The organism is Streptomyces prunicolor (assembly GCF_045162825.1).
In the GTDB taxonomy this organism is placed as follows: domain Bacteria; phylum Actinomycetota; class Actinomycetes; order Streptomycetales; family Streptomycetaceae; genus Streptomyces; species Streptomyces prunicolor.
Genome location: NZ_CP108676.1, coordinates 2,922,046 through 2,943,256, shown reverse-complemented (window position 1 = coordinate 2,943,256; position 21,211 = coordinate 2,922,046). Strand labels below are relative to the sequence as shown.

Annotated in this window: 14 protein-coding genes; 6 read left to right on the top strand and 8 right to left on the bottom strand. The window is 70.0% G+C overall.

The annotated features are described in order from the left end of the window. Window positions 1–178 precede the first annotated feature (178 nt). From aceE to OG588_RS13245, 5 genes are all read right to left on the bottom strand, one after another. Entirely contained in the window at window positions 179–2,881 is a 2,703-nt protein-coding gene (aceE, locus tag OG588_RS13265) for a pyruvate dehydrogenase (acetyl-transferring), homodimeric type (RefSeq protein WP_405947441.1), read from the bottom strand. Between the two features lie 299 nt (window positions 2,882–3,180). After that, window positions 3,181–3,804 carry a GntR family transcriptional regulator gene (locus tag OG588_RS13260; protein WP_019075869.1) on the bottom strand — a complete coding sequence of 208 codons (624 nt, stop codon included), beginning with the start codon at window positions 3,802–3,804 and terminating at the stop codon, window positions 3,181–3,183. A 534-nt stretch (window positions 3,805–4,338) separates the two neighbouring features. Then, the gene (sucB, locus tag OG588_RS13255) at window positions 4,339–6,162 is read right to left on the bottom strand and encodes a 2-oxoglutarate dehydrogenase, E2 component, dihydrolipoamide succinyltransferase (protein ID WP_405947440.1); all 1,824 of its coding nucleotides are present in this window, start codon (window positions 6,160–6,162) and stop codon (window positions 4,339–4,341) included. A 57-nt stretch (window positions 6,163–6,219) separates the two neighbouring features. Continuing rightward, entirely contained in the window at window positions 6,220–7,608 is a 1,389-nt protein-coding gene (gene lpdA, locus OG588_RS13250) for a dihydrolipoyl dehydrogenase (protein ID WP_405947439.1), read from the bottom strand. 303 nt (window positions 7,609–7,911) lie between these two features. After that, window positions 7,912–9,429: a leucyl aminopeptidase gene (locus OG588_RS13245; RefSeq protein WP_033284176.1), complete on the bottom strand. Its 1,518-nt coding sequence runs from the start codon at window positions 9,427–9,429 to the stop codon at window positions 7,912–7,914. Between the two features lie 332 nt (window positions 9,430–9,761). Between OG588_RS13245 and OG588_RS13240 the strand changes: the two genes are divergently transcribed. The 5 genes from OG588_RS13240 (at window position 9,762) to OG588_RS13220 (ending at window position 16,352) form a co-directional block, all read left to right on the top strand. Continuing rightward, the gene (locus OG588_RS13240) at window positions 9,762–11,789 is read left to right on the top strand and encodes a hypothetical protein (RefSeq protein WP_405947438.1); all 2,028 of its coding nucleotides are present in this window, start codon (window positions 9,762–9,764) and stop codon (window positions 11,787–11,789) included. Window positions 11,790–11,894: 105 nt separating this feature from the next. Continuing rightward, window positions 11,895–13,421, top strand: coding sequence for a GT4 family glycosyltransferase PelF (pelF, locus tag OG588_RS13235; RefSeq protein WP_405947437.1), 1,527 nt, complete (start codon window positions 11,895–11,897; stop codon window positions 13,419–13,421). Further along, on the top strand, window positions 13,418–14,911 hold the full coding sequence (locus OG588_RS13230; protein WP_405947436.1) for a hypothetical protein: 1,494 nt from the start codon (window positions 13,418–13,420) through the stop codon (window positions 14,909–14,911). Before pelF ends, OG588_RS13230 begins: the two co-directional genes overlap by 4 nt. Next, window positions 14,908–15,558, top strand: a complete 651-nt coding sequence (locus tag OG588_RS13225; RefSeq protein WP_405947435.1) for a spherulation-specific family 4 protein — start codon at window positions 14,908–14,910, stop codon at window positions 15,556–15,558. Before OG588_RS13230 ends, OG588_RS13225 begins: the two co-directional genes overlap by 4 nt. Then, window positions 15,555–16,352, top strand: a complete 798-nt coding sequence (locus tag OG588_RS13220; protein WP_405947434.1) for an endo alpha-1,4 polygalactosaminidase — start codon at window positions 15,555–15,557, stop codon at window positions 16,350–16,352. Before OG588_RS13225 ends, OG588_RS13220 begins: the two co-directional genes overlap by 4 nt. Window positions 16,353–16,420: 68 nt before the next feature. Here OG588_RS13220 and OG588_RS13215 read toward each other — a convergent pair whose 3' ends face one another. Then, complete coding sequence (locus OG588_RS13215) at window positions 16,421–17,206, bottom strand: adenosylcobinamide-GDP ribazoletransferase (RefSeq protein WP_405947433.1); 786 nt, start codon at window positions 17,204–17,206, stop codon at window positions 16,421–16,423. A gap of 60 nt (window positions 17,207–17,266) precedes the next feature. Here OG588_RS13215 and OG588_RS13210 point away from each other — a divergent pair, with 60 nt between their 5' ends. Continuing rightward, window positions 17,267–18,034 (top strand): hypothetical protein, encoded by a 768-nt coding sequence (locus OG588_RS13210; RefSeq protein ID WP_405947432.1) that lies wholly within the window; start codon window positions 17,267–17,269, stop codon window positions 18,032–18,034. A 108-nt stretch (window positions 18,035–18,142) separates the two neighbouring features. Here the strand turns inward: OG588_RS13210 and OG588_RS13205 are convergent, their stop codons facing one another. Then, on the bottom strand, window positions 18,143–18,829 hold the full coding sequence (locus OG588_RS13205; protein ID WP_405947431.1) for a hypothetical protein: 687 nt from the start codon (window positions 18,827–18,829) through the stop codon (window positions 18,143–18,145). Beyond that, complete coding sequence (locus OG588_RS13200) at window positions 18,826–20,592, bottom strand: phosphatidylglycerol lysyltransferase domain-containing protein (RefSeq protein WP_405947430.1); 1,767 nt, start codon at window positions 20,590–20,592, stop codon at window positions 18,826–18,828. Before OG588_RS13200 ends, OG588_RS13205 begins: the two co-directional genes overlap by 4 nt. Between the last annotated feature and the right edge of the window lie 619 nt (window positions 20,593–21,211).

Sequence of the window (21,211 nt, the reverse complement as noted above, 5' to 3'; positions counted from 1 at the left end):
AGCCCCCGACCCCCCGCTTCGGCCTGAACGGCCTCGTCCTCAAACGCCGGAGAGGCTGAAATTCAGCCTCTCCGGCGTTTGAGGAGCGGGGGTCCAGGGGGCAGAGCCTCCTGGCGGGGTCTGGGGCGGAGCCCCAGAAGGATGGGACGGGTAGGGGCGGCGGGGGCGAAGAACTCCCCTACAAGCCGTAGCGCTCCCGCGCCTCCTTAACCGCCGTAGCCTTCACTTCCCCACGCCGCGCCAACTGCGCCAGCGCCGCCACGACGATCGACTCCGCGTCCACGCCGAAGTACCGACGCGCCGCATCCCGCGTGTCCGACAGCCCGAACCCGTCAGCGCCCAGCGACGAGTAGTCCTGCTCGACCCACTGCGCGATCTGGTCGGGAACCTGGCGCATGTAGTCGGAGACCGCGAGCACCGGACCCTCGGCACCCTGCAGCGCCTGCCGCACGTACGGAATTCGCTCCTCGCCCCGCAGCAGCGCCGCGTCCGCGTCCAGCGCGTCCCGCCGCAACTCGGTCCAGGACGTGGCAGACCACACATCAGCCGCCACACCCCACTCCTCCGCGAGCAGCCGCTGCGCCTTCAGCGCCCAGTGGATCGCCGTACCGGAGCCCAGGAGCTGGATCCGCGCCGCGTTGGCAGCCGGCGAAAGTCCCGCCGATTCCGCCGTGTTGAAGCGGTACAGGCCCTTGACGATGCCCTCGTCGATGCCGAGGCCGGCCGGCTTGGCGGGCTGGGGGATCGGCTCGTTGTAGACGGTGAGGTAGTAGAAGACGTTCGAGTCCTCGCCCGGGGCCGCCTCGCCGTACATGCGGCGGATGCCGTCCTTGACGATCGCCGCGACCTCGTACGCGAACGCCGGGTCGTACGACAGCGCGGCCGGGTTCGTCGCCGCGATCACGGGGGAGTGGCCGTCGGCGTGCTGAAGGCCCTCGCCCGTCAGCGTCGTACGGCCGGCCGTCGCGCCGACGAGGAAACCGCGGCCGAGCTGGTCGCCGAGCTGCCACATCTGGTCGGCCGTGCGCTGCCAGCCGAACATCGAGTAGAAGATGTAGAAGGGGATCATCGCTTCGCCGTGCGTCGCGTACGACGTCGACGCGGCGATGAAGTCCGCCATCGAACCGGCCTCGGTGATCCCCTCGTTGAGGATCTGGCCGTTCTTGGCTTCCTTGTAGTACATGAGCTGGTCGCGGTCGACGGGCTCGTACGTCTGGCCCTTGGGGGAGTAGATCCCGAGGGACGGGAAGAGCGACTCCATGCCGAACGTGCGCGCCTCGTCGGGGACGATCGGCACCCAGCGCTTGCCGGTCTCCTTGTCGCGGACCAGGTCCTTGACGAGCCGTACGAACGCCATCGTCGTAGCGACGTTCTGGCTGCCCGAGCCCTTGTCGAAGGACGCGAACGTCTTGTCGGCGGCGGAGGGCAGCGGAGCGATCGCGTGCGTGCGGCGAGCGGGGGCCGGGCCGCCGAGGGCCGCGCGGCGCTCCTGGAGGTAACGGACCTCGGGGGAGTCGGCGCCGGGGTGGCCGTAAGGAACGACTCCGTCGATGAAGTCGCTGTCCTTGATGGGGAGTTCGAGCAGGTCACGCATCTGCTTGAACTCGTCCGTCGAGAGCTTCTTCATCTGGTGGTTGGCGTTCTTCGACGCGAAGCCCTCGCCGAGCGTGTGGCCCTTGACCGTCTGCGCCAGGATGACCGTCGGGCCGCCCTTGTGCTCTACGGCCGCCTTGTACGCGGCGTAGACCTTGCTCGCCTCGTGACCACCGCGCGAGAGGTGGAAACACTCGAGGATCTTGTCGTCGCTCAGCAGCTTCGCGAGCTCGACGAGCGCCGGGTCCTTGCCGAAGAAGTCCTCGCGGATGTAGGCGGCGCCACGCGTCTGGTACGTCTGCACCTGGGCGTCCGGTACCTCGCGCAGGCGGCGTACCAGCGCGCCCGTGGTGTCGAGCCGGAACAGCTCGTCCCAGGCGTTGCCCCACAGCGACTTGATGACGTTCCAGCCGGCGCCGCGGAACTGGGCCTCCAGCTCCTGCACGATCTTGAAGTTCGCGCGGACCGGGCCGTCGAGGCGCTGGAGGTTGCAGTTGATGACGAAGGTGAGATTGTCCAGACCCTCACGGCTCGCCAGTGCGAGGGCCGCCGTCGACTCGGGCTCGTCCATCTCGCCGTCGCCGAGGAACGCCCAGACGTGCGACTCGGAGACGTCCTTGATGCCGCGCGCGGTGAGGTAACGGTTGAAGCGGGCCTGGTAGATCGCCGACAGCGGACCGAGGCCCATGGAAACGGTCGGGAACTCCCACAGCCAGGGCAGGCGCCGCGGGTGCGGGTACGACGGGAGGCCGTTGCCGCCCGCCTCCTGGCGGAAGTTGTCGAGGTGCGCCTCGGTGAGGCGGCCGTCGAGGAAGGCGCGGGCGTAGATGCCGGGGGAGGCGTGGCCCTGGATGTAGAGCTGGTCGCCCGACCCGTCGGCCTCCTTGCCCTTGAAGAAGTGGTTGAAGCCGGTCTCGTACAGCCAGGCCGCGGACGCGAAGGTCGCGATGTGGCCGCCGACGCCGTGTTTCGCACCGCGGGTCACCATCGCCGCCGCGTTCCAGCGGTTCCACGCGGTGATCCGGCGCTCCAGCGCCTCGTCTCCGGGTGCGGACGGCTCGGCGGCGGTCGGGATGGTGTTGACGTAGTCCGTCTCAAGCAGCTTGGGCAGCGCGAGGCCGTTGCCCTCCGCGCGCTCCAGCGTGCGGCGCATCAGGTACGCGGCACGGTGCGGGCCCGCAGCCTTCGTGACGGCGTCCAGGGAGGCCTGCCATTCGGCGGTCTCCTCGGGGTCGCGGTCCGGGAGCTGGTCGAGCTCGCTCGGCTGGATGGCGTAGGGGTCGGTCATAACGCCGCCTTCCTCGGTCGAAGGGGGGTTCCCTCATCGGCAAGGGGATTTCGGGGGTGCCCTTGGTCTTTGGCAGGACAGGGCGGCGGGCCCTTGTGCTGTGACACGGTGCGGCTTCCGCCGCGTGGCCCGTCGGTGACTGTAACTCCCTGATCGATGATCGATCAAAGGTTCCCGGGCAAAATATCTTGATTACGAGAAAGTCGGCACGGCGTGCCTTTTGCGAGGGCACCGGGTGCCGTGTTTTTGGCTGATTTCCGGGGAGTTTTCGCAGGTGAGCATGGCTGTGCTCGGGTGCGTCACGGACGCGGGGCGCAGCCCAGAACGTGCGCCTTCACCAGCTCCGCGATCCGCGGATCCCGGCGCCGGAACGCGGCCACCAACTCCTCGTGCTCCTCCGCGTACGACTGCTGCACGGTCCCGAGCCAACGGATCGAGAGCGCCGTGAACACCTCGATGCCGAGGCCCTCCCAGGTGTGCAGCAGTACGGAGTTGCCGGCGGCCCGGACCAGCTCACGGTGGAAGCCGACGGTGTGCCGCACCTGTCCGGTCCCGTCCGCGGCGCGGTCCGCCTCGTACAGCGCGGCGACATGCGGTTCGAGCGCCGAGCAGTCCTCGGCCAGCTTCTCGGCCGCCAGCTCGGCCGCGATCGCCTCAAGACCGGCCCGCACCGGGTAGCTCTCCTCCAGGTCGGCCGCGGTCAGATTCCGTACCCGTACGCCCTTGTTCGGCGCGGACTCGATCAGCCGCAACGACTCCAGCTCGCGCAGCGCCTCCCGCACCGGCGTCTGGCTGACCTCCAGCTCGGTCGCGATCCGCCGCTCCACGATCCGCTCGCCCGGCTTCCAGCGCCCGCTCACGATCCCCTCCACGATGTGCTCGCGGATCTGTTCGCGCAGCGAGTGGACGACGGGCGCGGTCATGAGAGCTCCTTAAGGGCGTTTGACGTTTAGACAATAAGGCCGCACGCCCGCTCGGGAGGGGCGCACGGGGGCGCTTTCATGCAGGTGAGACGAGACTTACACGCTGGTGGGCGGAGTGCGCGGGTGCCCTTCGGGGCGTCGGGGGGGCGCGATGAACTGGGGAGTTCGAAGTGGGGCCGTGGTCCCGGGTTGATGGCGGCGAGGGTGACCGGTTGTCGACCGGCGCTCACTCCGGCGTGCGGCCGGACGGACACCGCGCGGCTACGGATCATCGCCGACACCCCGCCCCGGCGGCGCCCGAGTCTTCGTGAGACCGGACGGCGCCCGGGAGTTGGGCCGGGTCGACCGGGGTCGGCTGTGCGCCCGGCCCGGCGGCGGCACCGGCTGCGGCACCGGCACACGACGGGATCGTACGCCGGGATGCCGAGCGGCATACGACCTGCCGCGCGTCCGGGAAACGCGCGGTGCCCCCGCCCGGAAGATTCCGGAACGGGGGCACCGTACGAACAACAGGCCAGGCGGCCGGTGAGTCGGCTACAGGCCGAGCTCGACCTCGAACTCGCCCGCCTCCAGGATCGCCTTGACCGCCGTCAAGTAGCGGGCGGCATCCGCGCCGTCCACCAGGCGGTGGTCGTAGGAGAGGGTCAGGTACGTCATGTCGCGGACGCCGATGACCGTGCCCTCCTCGGTCTCGATGACCGCCGGGCGCTTGACCGTGGCACCGATGCCGAGGATCGCGACCTGGTTCGGGGGCACGATGATCGTGTCGAACAGGGCGCCGCGCGAACCGGTGTTGGAGATCGTGAAGGTCGCGCCGGACAGCTCGTCCGGGGTGATCTTGTTCGCCCGGACCTTGCCCGCGAGCTCGGCGGTGGCCTTGGCGATACCGGCGATGTTCAGGTCGCCCGCGTGCTTGATGACCGGGGTCATCAGGCCCTTCTCGGAGTCCACCGCGATACCGACGTTCTCGGTGTCGAAGTAGGTGATCGTGCCCTCTTCGACGTTGATCCGGGCGTTGATGGCCGGGTGGGCCTTCAGCGCCTGGGCCGCCGCCTTCACGAAGAACGGCATCGGGGAGAGCTTGACGCCCTCGCGGGCCGCGAAGGAGTCCTTCGCCTGGCCGCGGAGCTTCATCAGGCGCGTGATGTCGACCTCGACGACCGAGGACAGCTGCGCCTGCTCGTGCAGCGCCTTGACCATGTTGTCGCCGATGACCTTGCGGATGCGGGGCATCTTGACGGTCTGGCCGCGGAGGGGAGAGGCCTCCAGGGTCGGCGTCTTCTTCGCGGCGGCCGGAGCAGCGGTGGTGGCTGCGGGAGCCGGAGCGGCTGCAGCGGCCTTCGCGGCCTCGGCGGCGGCGATGACGTCCTGCTTGCGGATACGGCCGCCGACGCCGGTGCCCTTGACGGTGGACAGGTCCACGCCGTTCTCGGAGGCGAGCTTGCGCACCAGCGGGGTGACGTACGCGCCGTCGTCCGTGGCCTGTGCGGCGGCGGGCGCCGGAGCGGCCGGGGCGACCGGAGCCGGAGCAGCGACCGGCGCGGGGGCCGGGGCGGCGGGGGCGACCGGAGCCGGAGCGGCCACCGGAGCAGCGGCGACCGGAGCGGGCGCCGGAGCCGGGGCGGGCGGCGCGACCGGAGCCGCGGGGGCCACCGGCGCGGGGGCCGGAGCCGGAGCGGCAGCCGCCGGGGCGGGCGCCGGGGCGGCCGGAGCCGGGGCAGCCGCCGGAGCGGCACCCGGGGCGCCGACGACGGCGAGCTTGGCGCCGACCTCGGCGGTCTCGTCCTCGCCGACCAGGATCTCCAGCAGGACGCCGGCGACCGGGGAGGGGATCTCGGTGTCGACCTTGTCGGTCGAGACCTCCAGGAGGGGTTCGTCCTCGGCGACCTCTTCGCCGACCGCCTTCAGCCAGCGGGTGACGGTGCCCTCGGTGACCGACTCGCCCAGTGCGGGCAGCACGACGTCGGTACCGGAGGCGCCGGCTGCCGGGGCGGCGGGCGCCTCGGCGGGGGCGGGCGCCGCAGCCGCGGGGGCCTCGGCGACCGGGGCCGGAGCGGCAGCGGGGGCCGGAGCCGCCTCGGGCTCTGCGGCCGGGGCCGGGGCGGCGGCGGGAGCGCCGGTGCCGTCGTCGATCACGGCCAGCTCTGCGCCGACCTCGACGGTCTCGTCCTCGGCCACCTTGATGGAGGCCAGCACACCGGCGACGGGGGAGGGGATCTCGGTGTCGACTTTGTCGGTCGATACCTCGAGCAGCGGCTCGTCGGCCTCTACTCGCTCGCCCTCGGCCTTCAGCCAGCGGGTGACAGTGCCCTCGGTGACGCTTTCACCGAGCGCCGGAAGGGTTACGGAAACCGCCATGGTTTCGGTTGCTCCTTACGAATTGCGGAAGTCTGTGTCGTCGTCCGACCGAGGGGGTCAGTCGTGGGAGTGGAGAGGCTTGCCCGCCAGTGCCAGGTGGGCCTCGCCGAGCGCCTCGTTCTGCGTCGGGTGGGCGTGGATCAGCTGGGCGACCTCGGCGGGCAGCGCTTCCCAGTTGTAGATCAGCTGGGCTTCGCCGACCTGCTCGCCCATGCGGTCGCCGACCATGTGGACGCCGACCACGGCACCGTCCTTCACCTGGACGAGCTTGATCTCGCCCGAGGTGTTGAGGATCTTGCTCTTGCCGTTGCCCGCGAGGTTGTACTTCAGAGCGACGACCTTGTCCGCGCCGTAGATCTCCTTGGCCTTGGCCTCGGTGATGCCCACGGAGGCGACCTCGGGGTGGCAGTACGTCACCCGGGGGACACCGTCGTAGTCGATCGGAACGGTCTTCAGACCGGCCAGACGCTCCGCCACCAGGATGCCCTCGGCGAAGCCGACGTGCGCGAGCTGGAGCGTCGGGACGAGGTCGCCGACGGCGGAGATGGTCGGGACGTTCGTCCGCATGTACTCGTCGACCGTGACGTAGCCGCGGTCGATCGCGACGCCCTGCTCCTCGTAGCCGAGACCGGCGGAGACCGGGCCGCGGCCCACCGCGACGAGCAGCAGCTCGGCCTCGAACTCCTTGCCGTCGGCGAGGGTGACCTTGACACCGTTCTCGGTGTACTCGGCCTTCGAGAAGAAGGTGCCCAGGTTGAACTTGATGCCGCGCTTGCGGAATGCGCGCTCAAGAAGCTTGGAGGAGTTCTCGTCCTCAAGAGGAGCGAGGTGCTTCAGGCCCTCGATGATCGTCACGTCGGCGCCGAAGGACTTCCACGCGGAGGCGAACTCCACGCCGATGACACCGCCGCCCAGGATGATCGCGGACTGCGGGACGCGGTCCAGGACGAGGGCGTGGTCCGAGGAGATGATCCGGTTGCCGTCGATCTCCAGGCCCGGCAGCGACTTCGGCACGGAGCCGGTCGCCAGCAGGACGTGGCGGCCCTGGATGCGCTGGCCGTTGACCTCGACGGAGGTGGGGGAGGAGAGCCGCCCCTCACCCTCGATGTAGTGCACCTTGCGGGATGCGATCAGACCCTGAAGACCCTTGTACAGGCCCGAGACCACGCCGTCCTTGTACTTGTGGACAGCCGGTACGTCGATGCCCTCGAAGGTGGCCTTGACACCGAACTGCTCGCTCTCGCGGGCCTGGTCGGCGATCTCGCCCGCGTGGAGCAGGGCCTTGGTGGGGATGCATCCTCGGTGCAGGCAGGTGCCGCCGACCTTGTCCTTCTCGATCAGAGCGACGTCCAGACCCAGCTGGGCCCCGCGCAGGGCCGCGGCGTACCCGCCACTACCACCGCCGAGGATCACTAGGTCGAAAACGGTGCTGGCGTCGTTCGCCACGTCACGTCCTCCATGCATGTGCGCCGTACGCCGGTCTTCAGTGACCGCGCGGCGGCTGGTGTCCGGCCGCTCTTTCATCGGCCCTGTGGTGGGGGCCCTGTCCTGCCGAGCCCATCTTCGCACTTGTCGGGGCCCAACGAGACGCCGGGCCCGGGTGTGAGACGCCACACGCTCACATGAGAGACGTTGAATTACTGAGACACCTAGGTGCGACCCTCAGGGGCGCGGGGAACTGCGCGACCGGCCACAGCCGGTCCGCGGTCGCCCACGCCCCTAAGGCATCGAGCTATGAGGCGCAGAACGTCAGCCCAGATCCCCGGCCGCAGTCAGCTCGGCCAGCCGCACCAACGTCCGCACCGCAGACCCGGTCCCACCCTTGGGGGTGTAACCGAACGGCCCGCCCTCGTTGAACGCGGGCCCCGCGATGTCGACGTGCGCCCAGGTGATCCCCTCACCCACGAACTCCCGCAGGAACAGCCCGGCGACGAGCCCGCCACCCATCCGCTCACCCATGTTCGCGATGTCGGCGGTGGGAGAGTCCATCCCCTTACGCAGGTGCTCAGGCAACGGCATCGGCCACGACGGCTCGCCGACTTCCTCCGCCGCATCCACGATCGCGGAGCGGAACGCGTCGTCGTTCGCCATCACACCGAACGTCCGGCTCCCGAGAGCCAGAACCATCGCCCCGGTCAGCGTCGCCACGTCCACGATCGCGTCCGGCTTCTCCGCAGACGCGGCCCACAGCGCGTCCGCGAGGACAAGCCGCCCCTCCGCGTCCGTGTTGAGCACCTCGACGGTCTTGCCGCTGTACATCCGCAGCACGTCACCGGGACGCGTCGCGGAGCCGGACGGCATGTTCTCGGCGAGCGCCAGCCAGCCGGTGACATTGACGGCGAGGCCCAGCCGCGCGGCGGCGACGACGGCCGCGAACACCGCGGCCGCACCGCTCATGTCGCACTTCATCGTCTCGTTGTGCCCGGCCGGCTTGAGCGAGATACCGCCCGAGTCGTACGTGATCCCCTTGCCGACGAACGCGAGGTGCTTGGTCGCGTCGGCGTGCGTGTACGACAGCTTCACCAGGCGCGGACCGGCCGCGGAACCGGCGCCGACGCCGAGGATGCCGCCGTAGCCGCCCTTCTCCAGGGCCTTCTCGTCGAGCACCTCGACCTTGATGCCGTGCTCCTTCGCCGCGGTCTGCGCGACGGCCGCGAAGGCCTCGGGGTCGAGGTCGTTCGGCGGGGTGTTGATCAGGTCGCGGGCGCGGTTGAGCTCCTCGGTGACCGCCAGAGCACGCTCTACGGCCGCCTTGTACTCCTTGTCGCGCGGCTTGCCGCCGAGCAGGGCGACCTCGCCGAGCGGGGCCTTGCCCTTCGCGTCCTTGGCGCCGCCCTTGTACGCGTCGAAGGAGTACGCGCCGAGCAGCGCGCCCTCGGCGATCGCACCGGCGTCGGCGGCGTCGGCGAGGGGGAGCGCGAAGGCGGCCTTCTTGGCGCCGGTGAGCGCGCGGGCGGCGACACCGGCGGCCCGGCGCAGCGCCTCGGCGCCGTACTCCTCGCCCTCCTCGGGCTCCGCGCCGAGTCCCACCGCGAGCACGAGCGGTGCCTTGAAGCCGGCCGGTGCGGGCAGCTTCGTGATCTCGCCCTCGGCACCGGAGGCGCCCAGGGTCTCCAGGACGCCGGCGAGCCTGCCGTCGTACGCCTTGTCCACGGCGTCGGCGCCCGGTGCGACGACCGGGCCCTTGCCGCCCTTGCCGACACCGATCACGATCGCGTCGGCCCGCAGGCCGGGCGCCGCGGCGGTGCTGAGAGTGAGAGCAGTCACAGTGGTGAATTCTCGCTTCCGATGTGAAGTTTCCGTGGCCGAACGGGGTGGGTCGACCGGGCCCGACAGCCGACCCTATTTCCGACCTGCGGCGGTGGTGGGCATAGGGGGCAGCTGAGCGCCCAGGACGAGCGTACGCGCGTGTGCTCGATGGCTCATTCCCGCGGGGGGTTCACCTACCGGAAGCGGAGTGGCCACTTCTCGATCCTCACCCTGGATGTCCTGCGACACACTCGTGAGGTTCATGTGGGCGACATGCTCATCGATTTGCATGATTTCCATGGATCCTCCGCGAGACGACCACAGGGAGGATCGCTTGGGGGAGGGGCGACATGGCGCACGGAACGCGCGGATGGAGAACCGGGGCCGCCGTACTGGCGGCCGCAGGGCTGCTGGTGCTGGGCCTGGAGGCACCCGGCGCATCGGCCGCCGACGAGCCGCGCATCGATCTCAAGGTACTGGTGGTGGACAACGGGGACAGTCCCGTCGAGGCCATCGCCGCCCAGCTGAAGAGCGAGGGCATTCCGTACACGACTGTGAACCTGAACGACTCGGGCCGCCCCACGATCGACGCGGCCTTCCTCAGCGACACGGTCGACGGCACACCTCGCGCCAAGTACCAGGGTGTCGTCCTGCCCAACGAGGCGCCGTTCGGGACGAGTTCGGCGGAACAGACCGCGCTGAACGCCTACGAGACGACGTACGGCATCCCGCAGGTCGACGCCTACACCTGGGCGCACCCGGAGGTCGGTCTCGACTACGCCGCCTACTCCGGGGCACTCGACGGGCATGAGGCAGATGTCACCGCCGACGGCAAGGCGGGCTATTTCGGCTATCTCGACGGACCGCTCACGTTCGAGGACAACTCCTCGTCCGTGCAGGAGAGTTACGGCTTCGTGGCCACGCCCAGGACCGGTTTCACGAGCTACGTCGACACCGCCGTACCGGGCGGCACCGGGCGCGGCAGCCTGGTCGGCGAGTACGCGCACGACGGGCGCCGCGAACTGGTGCTGACCTTCGCGTACAACCAATACCAGGAGCAGTTCCGGGTGTTGGCGCGCGGCATCGTCGAATGGCTGACTCAGGGCGTGCACCTGGGTCAGGCGCGCAACTATTTTTCGGTGCATGTCGACGACGTCTTCGCGCCCGACGACCGCTGGGACACCGAGCTCAACTGCACGCCCGGCGACTACGACTGCGCGGCGGGCGAGGGCTCGACGGCCACGCCGATCCGGATGACCGAGGCCGACGCGGCGTACGCGGCCCAGTGGGAGCAGGACCACGGCTTCACCTTCGACCTGGCCTTCAACGCGGGCCTGGGCGAGGACTGGAAGAGCGAGAACGGCGGCACGGACGCCCTCACCGACCAACTCCTCGCCGACAAGGCCGACTTCCGCTGGATCAACCACACGTACACGCACGAATTCCTCGGCTGCGTCCAGGACTTGACGACCGTGCCCTGGAGCTGCGCGAAGAACGCGGACGGCTCGACCCAGTACATGAGCCAGGCGGACATCTCCGCAGAGATCGGCAACAACTACAACTGGGCTCTGGCGAACGGCCTTCCGGTCGAGCGGGACGAGCTGGTCACCGGTGAGCACTCGGGTCTCAAGACGCTGCCGCAGCAGCCCGACGACAACCCGAACCTGGCCGGCGCCCTCGCCGACAACGGCATCACCTGGACGGGCTCCGACCACTCCCGCGAGAGCGACCAGCGGGCCGTCGGCGACGCGCTCACCGTGCCCCGCTACCCGATGAACGTGTACTACAACACGGGCACCAAGGCCGAGATGGCCGACGAGTACAACTGGATCTACACCTCCACGGCCGACGGCGGCAGCGGCGCCTGCGAGAACAACCCCAACTCCACTTGCCTGGCAGCCCCGTTGGACACCGCCACCGGCTACGACGACTACATCGTCCCGCAGGAGGCGGCCACCGACCTCGGCCACGCCATCAGCAACGACCCGCTCCCGCACTACGCGCACCAGTCCAACCTGGCCGAGGACCGCGTCCTCTACCCGGTCCTGGACCAGGTGCTCGCCGACTACCAGGCGCTGTTCGCCGACAACACCCCGCTGGAGAACCTGCGGGAGAGCGCGATCGGCACCGAACTCCAGAACCGCGCCGCCTGGCAGACCGCCGTCACGAACGGCGACGTCGAGGCGTACCGGATCGGCACCACCGTCACCGTCAACGCCCCCACAGGGATCCAGATCCCGTTGACAGCACCCGAAGGGACCACCAAGCAACTACCTCTGGGCACAGCCGCGTTCGGGACGCCGTACGCGGGAGAGCGCTCGGCCTGGACCACGCCGGAGCTTACGCAGACCGCTCTCACGCTGAACCTGCCCGCCTGACCCCACGACAGCGCAGCGCAGCCAGCCATCGCGCGCACCCCGGCCACCACCGACCGGCCGGGGTGTGCGCCAGAGCCGTCCACAGTTCCGCAGGGGGGAACTCGCATGATGCGTACCGGCCGTCATGTCACCATGCTCACCGAAGGCACCTATCCGCACGTCCACGGCGGGGTCAGCACCTGGTGCGACCAACTCGTCAAGGGCATGCCGGAGGTGGACTTCCACATCCTGTCGCTCACCGGCAGCGGTCGCGAACCCGTGACCTGGGAGCTGCCGTCCAACGCCTACCGCCACACCTCCGTCCCGACCTGGGGCCCGCGCCCCGGCCGCCGCAACCACGGCCTGTACGGCGCCGCCCGCCGCCGCTTCGTCGACTCCTACGAGCGGTTCCTGCTCTCCTTCCTCGACCCCGAGGCCCACTGCGACTTCGGCGAGAGCCTCTACGACCTGGCCCAACTCGCCCGCCAAGGACGCCTGCCGGCGGCCCTGCGCACCGAGACGGCGCTGCGCTCGCTGATGTGGATATGGACGATGCCGCACCTGGCAACGGCCGCCGCCCGCCCCACAGTTCACGACGCGCTCACCGCAACGGACCTGCTGGAGCACGCACTTCGCCCGCTCGGCGTCCGTATCCCCGAGGACTGTGTCGCCCACGCCGTCAGCAGCGGCCTCGCGACCCTGCCCGCACTCGCCGCCAAGAAGCTCGACGGAGTGCCCTTCCTCCTCACCGAGCACGGCATCTACCTGCGCGAGCGCTACCTCGGCTACCGCCGCGACGGCCAGCGCTGGCCCGTGAAGGCGTTCATGCTCGGCTTCTACCGCGAGCTGAACTCCCACGGGTACAAGGCCGCCGACCTGATCACCCCGTGCAACCAGTACAACCGCCGCTGGGAGGAGCGCGGCGGCGCCGACGCCGACAAGATCCGCACGGTCTACAACGGCGTCGACCCGGCCGCCTTCCCGCACGCAGGGCCCGAACCGGAGATCCCCACCCTCTCCTGGTGCGGCCGCGTGGACCCCATCAAGGACCTCGAAACACTTCTACGCGCGTATGCCTCCGTGCGCGCCGAAATGCCCGAAACCAGGCTGCGGTTGTTCGGCCCGGTACCGGCCGGCGGCGAGGCCTACCGCACCAAACTCGAAAAGCTCGCCGCCGAGTTGGGCGTCACCGACGGGGTCACCTTCGAGGGCCGCATCACCGAGGTCTGGCGCGCGTACGCGGCCGGACACGTCGTCATGCTCTCCTCGATCTCCGAAGGCTTCCCCTTCTCCATCATCGAGGCCATGTCCTGCGGCCGTACGACCGTCTCGACCGACGTCGGCGGAGTCAGCGAGGCTGTCGGCGACACCGGCCTCGTCGTCCCGCCGCGTGAGCCGGAGAAGATGGCCGCCGCCGTCCTCACCCTCCTCCGCGACGACGAACGCCGCCTGAAATTGGGCGAGTTGTCCCGGCAGAGGGTTATCGAGCGCTTCACGTTGCGTCGATCCGTGGACAATTTCCGGACTATTTACCAAGAGCTCGCGGGCCGCCCCGAGGTGTACGAGCCCACGGTCGAGACCGTCGCCGACTGGACCGCCGAACTGCGCGATCCGTGGTACAAGGCCGTCGCGACGGACGGTACCGACTGGTGACCGGTTCCATCTGGCTGCCGCCGGGGGCGAGTTCGGACACCGTCCCCGGCGTCCCCAAGCAACGCCGCTCACCGAGCTGGGCGGAGCCCGACCCGATCGACGAACTGGCCGAACGCCTCGACGAGTTCGTCGCCGCGGCCGTGCACCCCGACGAGATCGCCGCGCTCCTCGAATCCGACGGCATGTCGGACGACCAGATACGCGAGCGGTACGGCGTCAAGAACTCCTTCGCCCTGGCGGAGGAGTTGTACGAACGCGTCGGCCGCCGCTTCCCGGAGCCCGACGGCCCCGCCCACGACCCCTGGCAAATAGGCCTGCTCGGCTGCCTGTTGCGAGGCGTCGTCTTCGCCCTCCCGGGCTTCGGCTACGTCCTGGGGGCACCGTTGCTCGCGGGCCACCCCGAGTCCTTCGGCCTCCCGGCAGGCACCCTCCCCCTCCTCTCCGGCGCCCTGGTCGGCTGGACCTGGAACCAGGGCCTGGCCCACCGCGCGTACTCCTGGCTGGGGTTGGGCGACAAACCGGCGGCCCGCCACAGCCTCCTCGTCGGGGCACCCCTGGGCGCACTCCTGGGCGCCGCGGTCGCCCTGGCGGTCGCGGGCACCACCCACCCGACAGCCGTGATCTTCGCCGCGGGCCAGTCCGTCTACCTGGGCGCGGCAACCGTCCTTTTGGTCATGGGCCGCGAACGGGCTTTGCTGGCAACGCTGTTGCCGATGACGGCGGTCGCGGTGGTGGCGATGGTCCACGAGGTACCAGATGCAGCGCGGCTGGTCCTGCTCCTGGGCTCGCTTTTGGCGGTAGTGACACTCGCTCTACTTGAAGTAAGGCCTGACGGGATCGCCCTTAAAGGGCGCGGGGCTGTATTTGATTTGCGGCTACCGCCGCGTGGGCGCGACCAGCCCCCACGCACCCGCAGCCAAAAATCAACAATGTCCCCCCGACTGACAAGCTCCCTCCCCTTCGCATTGTTCGGCCTGGGCAGCGGCGCCCTCGTCCTCTACGCCGCCCTGAGCGGCAGCGCGGTCGCCGCAGTCGCCCTGACCCTGAGCATGGGCCCAGCCGAGTGGCTCCTCTACCGCTTCCGCAGCGGCAGCCTCACCGGCATACGGAACAGCCGCACCCCCAAAGCCTTCTGGCGCACAACGGCCCTCACCCTCACCCTGTGCCTGACCGCCTACCTCGCCGCCCTGCTCACCCTCACCCTCCTCGCCACCGCCCTCTGGCCACACACCCCCCACATCAACGCCGTCAGCCTCACCGGCCCGCTCCTCCTCGGCATGGTCCTGTGGACAGGCCTGCTCCTCCAGTCCTTCGGCGCGGTCCTCGCCGCGGCAACGACCTGCTGCGCGGCAGCCGCGGCCCAGACAGTGGCCCTGCTCACCCACGCCGCCGACCCGCACTGGATCGCCGTGTACGTGTACGGCACGGCGGCGACGGTCCAAGTGGTCCTGGTCGGCGCCCTGTTGAGCAGAGTCACGGCACACAGATGAGCCAACTACTCGTCCCCTACTACGAACACCCGACCGTCCGCCCCGCCGAGTGGGCCGCGATCCTGGCGGCGGCCCCCCGCCTCTACGGCGTGATCCTCAACCCGGCCAGCGGCCCGGGCGAGGCCCCCGACCCCGCCTTCGCCGATCTGGCGGCCCAACTCCGGGCAACAGACGTCCGGTTGCTCGGCTACACGGACACGGCGTACGGCAGCCGCCCGTACGCAGACATAGCCCAGGACCTCACCCGCTACCACGACTGGTACGGCACGAACGGCGCCTTCTTCGACCAAGTCCCCACCGCACAAAAGGACTTCAGGCACTACCAACGCCTGGCGAGCGCAGCCTGGGCCACCGGCTGCGGCACGCTCGTGCTGAACCACGGCACGACACCCCACCCGTCGTACGCCCGCATAGCCGACGTCCTGATCACCTTCGAGGGCCCCTGGACGACGTACCGCCAACTACCGCCCCAACCCTGGCCCGGCACCAAGGGAACCCACCTCGGCCACCTCGTCTACGGCGTCCCGCCCGAGGTCGACTTCGAAGCAGCGGCCCGCGCCCGGGGAGCCTCGGTGCACTGCGCGGTACCGGGTGTGGGAGATCATCCGTGGGGTACCTTGCCCCACACCCTGGAGCCCGTTCCATGATCCGCCTCACCCCCCTGCTCGCGCTCCTCCTCCTGCTCCTCGCGGGCTGCACCGCCACCCCCGACGACAAGCCGACCCCCACACAGACCACCGGGAAGCGCTGGCAGCCCCGCCCGGGAGTGGCCTGGCAGTGGCAGCTGAGCGGCCGCCTGGACACATCCATCGACGTCCCGGTCTACGACATCGACGGCTTCGACCACTCCAAGGCGACGGTGACCGCGCTGCACGACAAGGGCCGCAAGGTCATCTGCTACCTCTCCACCGGCGCCTGGGAGGACTTCCGCCCGGACGCCAAGAAGTTCCCCAAGTCGGTGCTGGGCAAGGGCAACGGCTGGAAGGGCGAACGCTGGCTGGACATCCGCCGCACGGACGTCCTCGAATCCCTGATGGCGGCCCGCCTCGACATGTGCCGCGAGAAGGGCTTCGACGCCGTGGAGCCCGACAACATGGACGGCTACCAGAACGACACCGGCTTCCCCCTCAAGGCCGCCGACCAACTCCGCTACAACCGCCTCATCGCCAAGCTGGCCCACGCCCGGGGCATGTCGGTCGGCCTGAAGAACGACCTCGCCCAAATTCCCGCCCTGGTAACCGACTTCGACTTCGCGGTCAACGAACAGTGCGCCCAGTACGACGAGTGCGACACCCTGAAGCCTTTCATCAAGGCCAACAAGGCGGTGTTCCACGTCGAGTACGACCTCCCGACGAGCCGCTTCTGCTCCGACTCCCGCCGCCTGAAGCTGAGTTCCCTGGAGAAGAAGTACGAGTTGGGCGCGTGGCGCCGGTCCTGTTGAACAGGGCCTGAGAGCAGCCCACCTAAGGGGCGCGGGGAACTGCGCGACCAGCCCCCACGCACCCGCACCTACCCACCCAGCGCAAGCACCACGAGCGCAGTCGTACCGGCAGTCTCCGCAAGCCCCCCAAACACGTCCCCGGTGACCCCACCAAACCGCCGCCGACAGTGCCACAGAAGAAGCTCGGCAACGACCAGAGCCACAACGACGGCGACAACCACGTGCACATACCCACGCCCGCCGAAGAACGGCCCAAACGCCGCCGATATCACGCCGTTGGACACGGTCACAGCCACCGCACCCCCCACCGGAACCACCCCCGCGACCGCCGCCCCCAACCCCTCCGGCCGAGCCGCAGGCACCCCCACCCGCGCAGCCCACGTCAGCGCCAGCCGAGCCACGATCCCGGAGACAATGGCCGCAGCCGCACCCCGGCCCCACGAGTCGCCGTAGAGCTGAGCGAGCGCAGCCACCTGGGCCAGCAGCACGAAGACAAGAGCCAGCACCCCGAACGGCCCGATGTCCGACTGCTTCATGATCCGCAGTGCATCCTCCGCCGGCTTCCCGCTCCCCAGCCCATCGGCGGTGTCCGCAAGCCCGTCCAGATGCAGCCCCCGCGTGAGAACGGCAGGCACGGCAACGCTCCCGACGGCGGCGAGCAGGGGCCCCGCCCCCAGATACAGAAGCAGCAGCCCGAGCCCCGCCGCACACCCACCGACAACCACTCCGACAGTCGGGGCCGCCATCATTCCGCGGCGCGCGGCCTCCCGGTCCCAGCGGGTCACCCTGACCGGGAGAACAGTCAGCGTGCCGAACGCGAAGCGGAAGCCGTCAAGGGACGAGGTCTTGGACACCGGCGCAGATTACCCGGCGGTCAGGAGGGCGCTCACGGCGGCCGTGGCTAAAGTGCCCATATGGGACATTGGCTGCACCGCAACATCGTCGAGCCGGGCAAACTCCCCCTGCTCCTCGCGCTCACCGCCTTCGTCCTGACGTTCGTCATCACCCGGGTCATCACCCGCCTGATCCGCGCGGGCAAGGGCCCCTTCGGCAACATCAAGGCGGGCGACGTGCACATCCACCACGTCGTCCCGGGCGTGGTCCTCACCGTGCTCGGCGGCTTCGGCGCGGTGGCCAGCACACGCTACGGCGTCGGATCGGCCCTGTTCGCGATCGTCTTCGGGATCGGCGCGGGCCTGGTACTGGACGAGTTCGCGCTGATCCTCTACCTCGACGACGTGTACTGGACCGAGGCCGGCCGCAAGAGCGTCGAGGCGGTGGTGCTCACGGCGGCCCTGGTCGGCTTCGTCCTCGCCGGTTTCTCACCCTTCGGCGTCAACGACCTCACCGCCGCCGAACTCCACGACCGCGCCGGCGTGATCGTCAGCGTCGGGGTCAACTTCCTCTTCGCGCTCATCGCCCTGAGCAAGGGCAAGGCCCGCACGGCGGTCTTCGGCGTCCTGGTCCCGCTGGTCGCCGTCGTGGGCGCGATCCGCCTGGCCCGCCCGGGTTCCCCCTGGGCCAAGCGCTTCTACCGCAAGCGCCGCCACCGGGCCCGAGCCCGTTCGACCCTCCGCGCCTACCACCACGACCGCCGCTGGGCGGGGCCCCGCCGCGCTTTCCAGGACTGGATCGGGGGCAAGCCGGATCCGGAGCCGGTACGGATTCCTGGGCGGCGGTGAGGAGGGGCGCATCGTCGGGGGAGGGACCCTTCTCGCGGAAAGTGTGTCACTTTCCGCGAAACCGTCACACTTTTGGCGAGAAGGGTGCCCGGCGCAGTCGGGCTGGCCTCATCGTGACCGCGTACCCGACACCGGCCCGAAGCCGCCCCGCCGATGCCGTACCGCTGACGCCAGACAAAGCAACCCCACCGCGATGATCGCCGCCAGATGCTCCTTGCCCGCGAGGTTGCCCTTCAGCATCACCTCGATCGCCATCGCCCCGGTCACCGCCAGCGCCGTCGCATACGCGCCGTAGCGCCACGCGACGAACACCGCGAGGCCGACCACCGCGGCCGAGGGACCCGTGTCCACGACCAGCCGGTCCGTGCTGGGCAACCCGAACGGGTTGTCGAAGCCGAGCCAGATGCCGAGGCGCGCGTACAAGGTCCCGGCGAGGGTCGCGGCGTAGGCGATGACGAGCGTGCGCCAGCGGCCGAGGCAGATCTCCGCGATGCCGAACACGAACAGGATCTGCGCCAGCGCGCCCCACACGGGGAGGTCCAGCGCCGGGACGAAGAGGGAGAGCGGGGTGCGGAGGAGGGCCAGCCACAGGGGGTCAATCGCCCGTACCGCGCCCGTGTCCTGCACGAACTGGTAGCCCCACGACTGGTTCTGCACGAATTGCAGGACCGCCGTCAGCAGCACCGCGCCGATCGTCATCGGAATCGCCCGCCGGCGCTGCTTCAGCAGCGGCTCGCGCACGGTGACGTAGAGCAGTCCCCATTCGGCGCGGGCCCAGCGGGCGAGGCGGTTCATCTGTGCGTCTCCAGGTGCTTGCGGTGCAGCCACTTCGGCAGGCCCGGTGCCTCCAGGAACCCTTCCGCGCGCGCCGCCGCGAGGCCGATGCGCAGCAGGTCCGCGCTCTTCTCGAAGAGCAGGAACCGGGGTTCCCAGATGGGCCGGTACTTGGCGTTGGCGCGGTACAGCGACTCAATCTGCCACCAGCGCGAGAAGAAGCTGAGGAGTGACCTCCACAGCCGCAGCACCGGCCCGGCCCCGATCCGCGCCCCCCTTTCGAAGACCGAGCGGAACATGGCGAAGTTGAGCGAAACCTGGGTGATTCCGATTTCCTGGGCACGGCGGAGGAGTTCGATCACCATGAACTCCATCAGCCCGTTGTCGGAGTCGCGGTCCCGGCGCATCAGGTCCAGGGACAGCCCGTGCGGGCCCCACGGAACGAAGGACAGCACCGCCCTCAACTCGCCCTCCCCGTCGGTGCATTCGAGCATCACGCACCGCCCGTCATCGGGGTCCCCGAGCCGTCCGAGCGCCATGCTGAACCCGCGTTCGGTGGCCCCGTCGCGCCAGTCGTCCGCGCGCTTCAGCAGGTACGACATCTCCTCGGCCGGGATGTCCTCGTGGCGCCGGATCCGCACGGTGTACCCGGCCCGCTTCACCCGGTTGTAGGCCTGCCGTACGGTCCGCATGGCACGCCCTTCGAGGGTGAACTCGGCGACCTCCACGAGGGCCTCGTCCCCGAGTTCGAGGGCGTCGAGCCCGTGCCGCGCATACACGGTGCCGGCCTCCTCGCTCGCCCCCATCACGGCCGGAATCCATCCGTGAACCCGCGCTTCCGCCAGCCACGGCTCGATCGCGCCCGGCCACGCCTCCGGGTCGCCGATCGGATCGCCGGAGGCCAGCGACACCCCGCCCACGACCCGGTACGCGACGGCCGCCTTGCCGGTCGGCGACCACACCACGCTCTTCTCCCGGCGCAGCGCGAAGTACCCGAGGGAGTCCCGCTCGCCCTGCCGTTCAAGGAGCGCGCGGAGCTTCTTCTCGTCGTCCTCGGTGAGCGGGTCGACGGCGCGCCGGGAGCGGAACGCGGCGTAGAACACGGCGAGGACCAGGACCGTACTGAGGACGTTGATGACGACGTTGACCCAGTTCGGGGTCCAGATGCCGGGGAAGCGATTCTCCGGCGCGGCGATGGACACCAGCCGGAACGCGCCGTAGCGCCAGCGCTCCACGAAGGTCGAACGGGACGCGTCGTGCGCCTGGTTGGTGACCGTCACCAGCAGCGCGGCGAGCAGTGAGGCGGCCAGGGTGCCGCCGACGGCGACGACGGCGGCGAGCCGGGGGTTGGACCGGTCACCCTTCGCGTAGAACTCCCGCCGCCCCACGAGGAGTGCGCCGACGAAGGCCGCGGTCAGCACCAGGGAGATCCAGTTCTGCGGGTACCGGCGGATCTCCTGGAACGACATGGCGAACCCGAACAGCGCGAGAAACAGCCCGCTGACCACCAGGTTCAGGATCCACGCGGCGCGTTTGCGGCGCCGCATGGTGATGGCGAGGAACGCCGTGAACACCCCGGACGCGAACCCTGCCGTCAGCAGGTACGGCGTGAAGAAGTTCTCCTGGTTGTGCCGTCGTACGTCCTGCCCCAGCGAAACCCACGCCGCGCTGAGGAAGTTGATGAACGCGACGGCCCGCAGATACCAGACGGCGAAGGCCGCGGCCCGCCGCGAGGCGCCTGAGCTATGACGTTCCTGAACGGGCCCGACCCGGACATCTCCCATGAAGGAGGATCATATGGGCGTTGTCGCGACGAACGGTTCTTATCCGCCGCCGCAACGATCACGCCCCGATCACGCCCCGGCCACTCCTCGGACTTCCCGGCCCCGGCCGACTCCCGTATTCCGGGACCGACGTCTCGCTCGACTGCCGTGCGTCGGCCAGGATCCGTGCGTCGGCCAGGATCCGCACGCCGGCCAGGGTCCGCACGCCGGCCAGGGTCCGGACGCCGGACGGCTTCCGCACGGGGGCCGGCCGAAGTCGGTGGGTCGGCCTCTGCGTGGCGGCCGACTTGTTCGCCCCGGCCGCTTCTCGGCCTCGGCCGGGTCGTCGGCCTGCCTTCTCCGACCCTGTGGTCGCTCCCGACCTATTCCGGCTGCGCGGGCTTCTCCGGCTCCGCGGCGGTCACGGACTCTTCGGAGGGCGTCGCCTCGTGGGTTTCCTTCGGGCCTGCGGCTGCTTCCGGGGTGTCGGCCTTCTCCGGGCCCACGGCGGCTTCCGGACTTACGGCGGTTTCAGGCGCCACGGCGGCCTCCGGCCCCACAGCCGCCTCCGGCCGCGCGGCCTGTTCCGACCTCGCGGCGCTCGCCGGCTCTGCAGCCCTCTCAGTCCGCGCGGCACTCT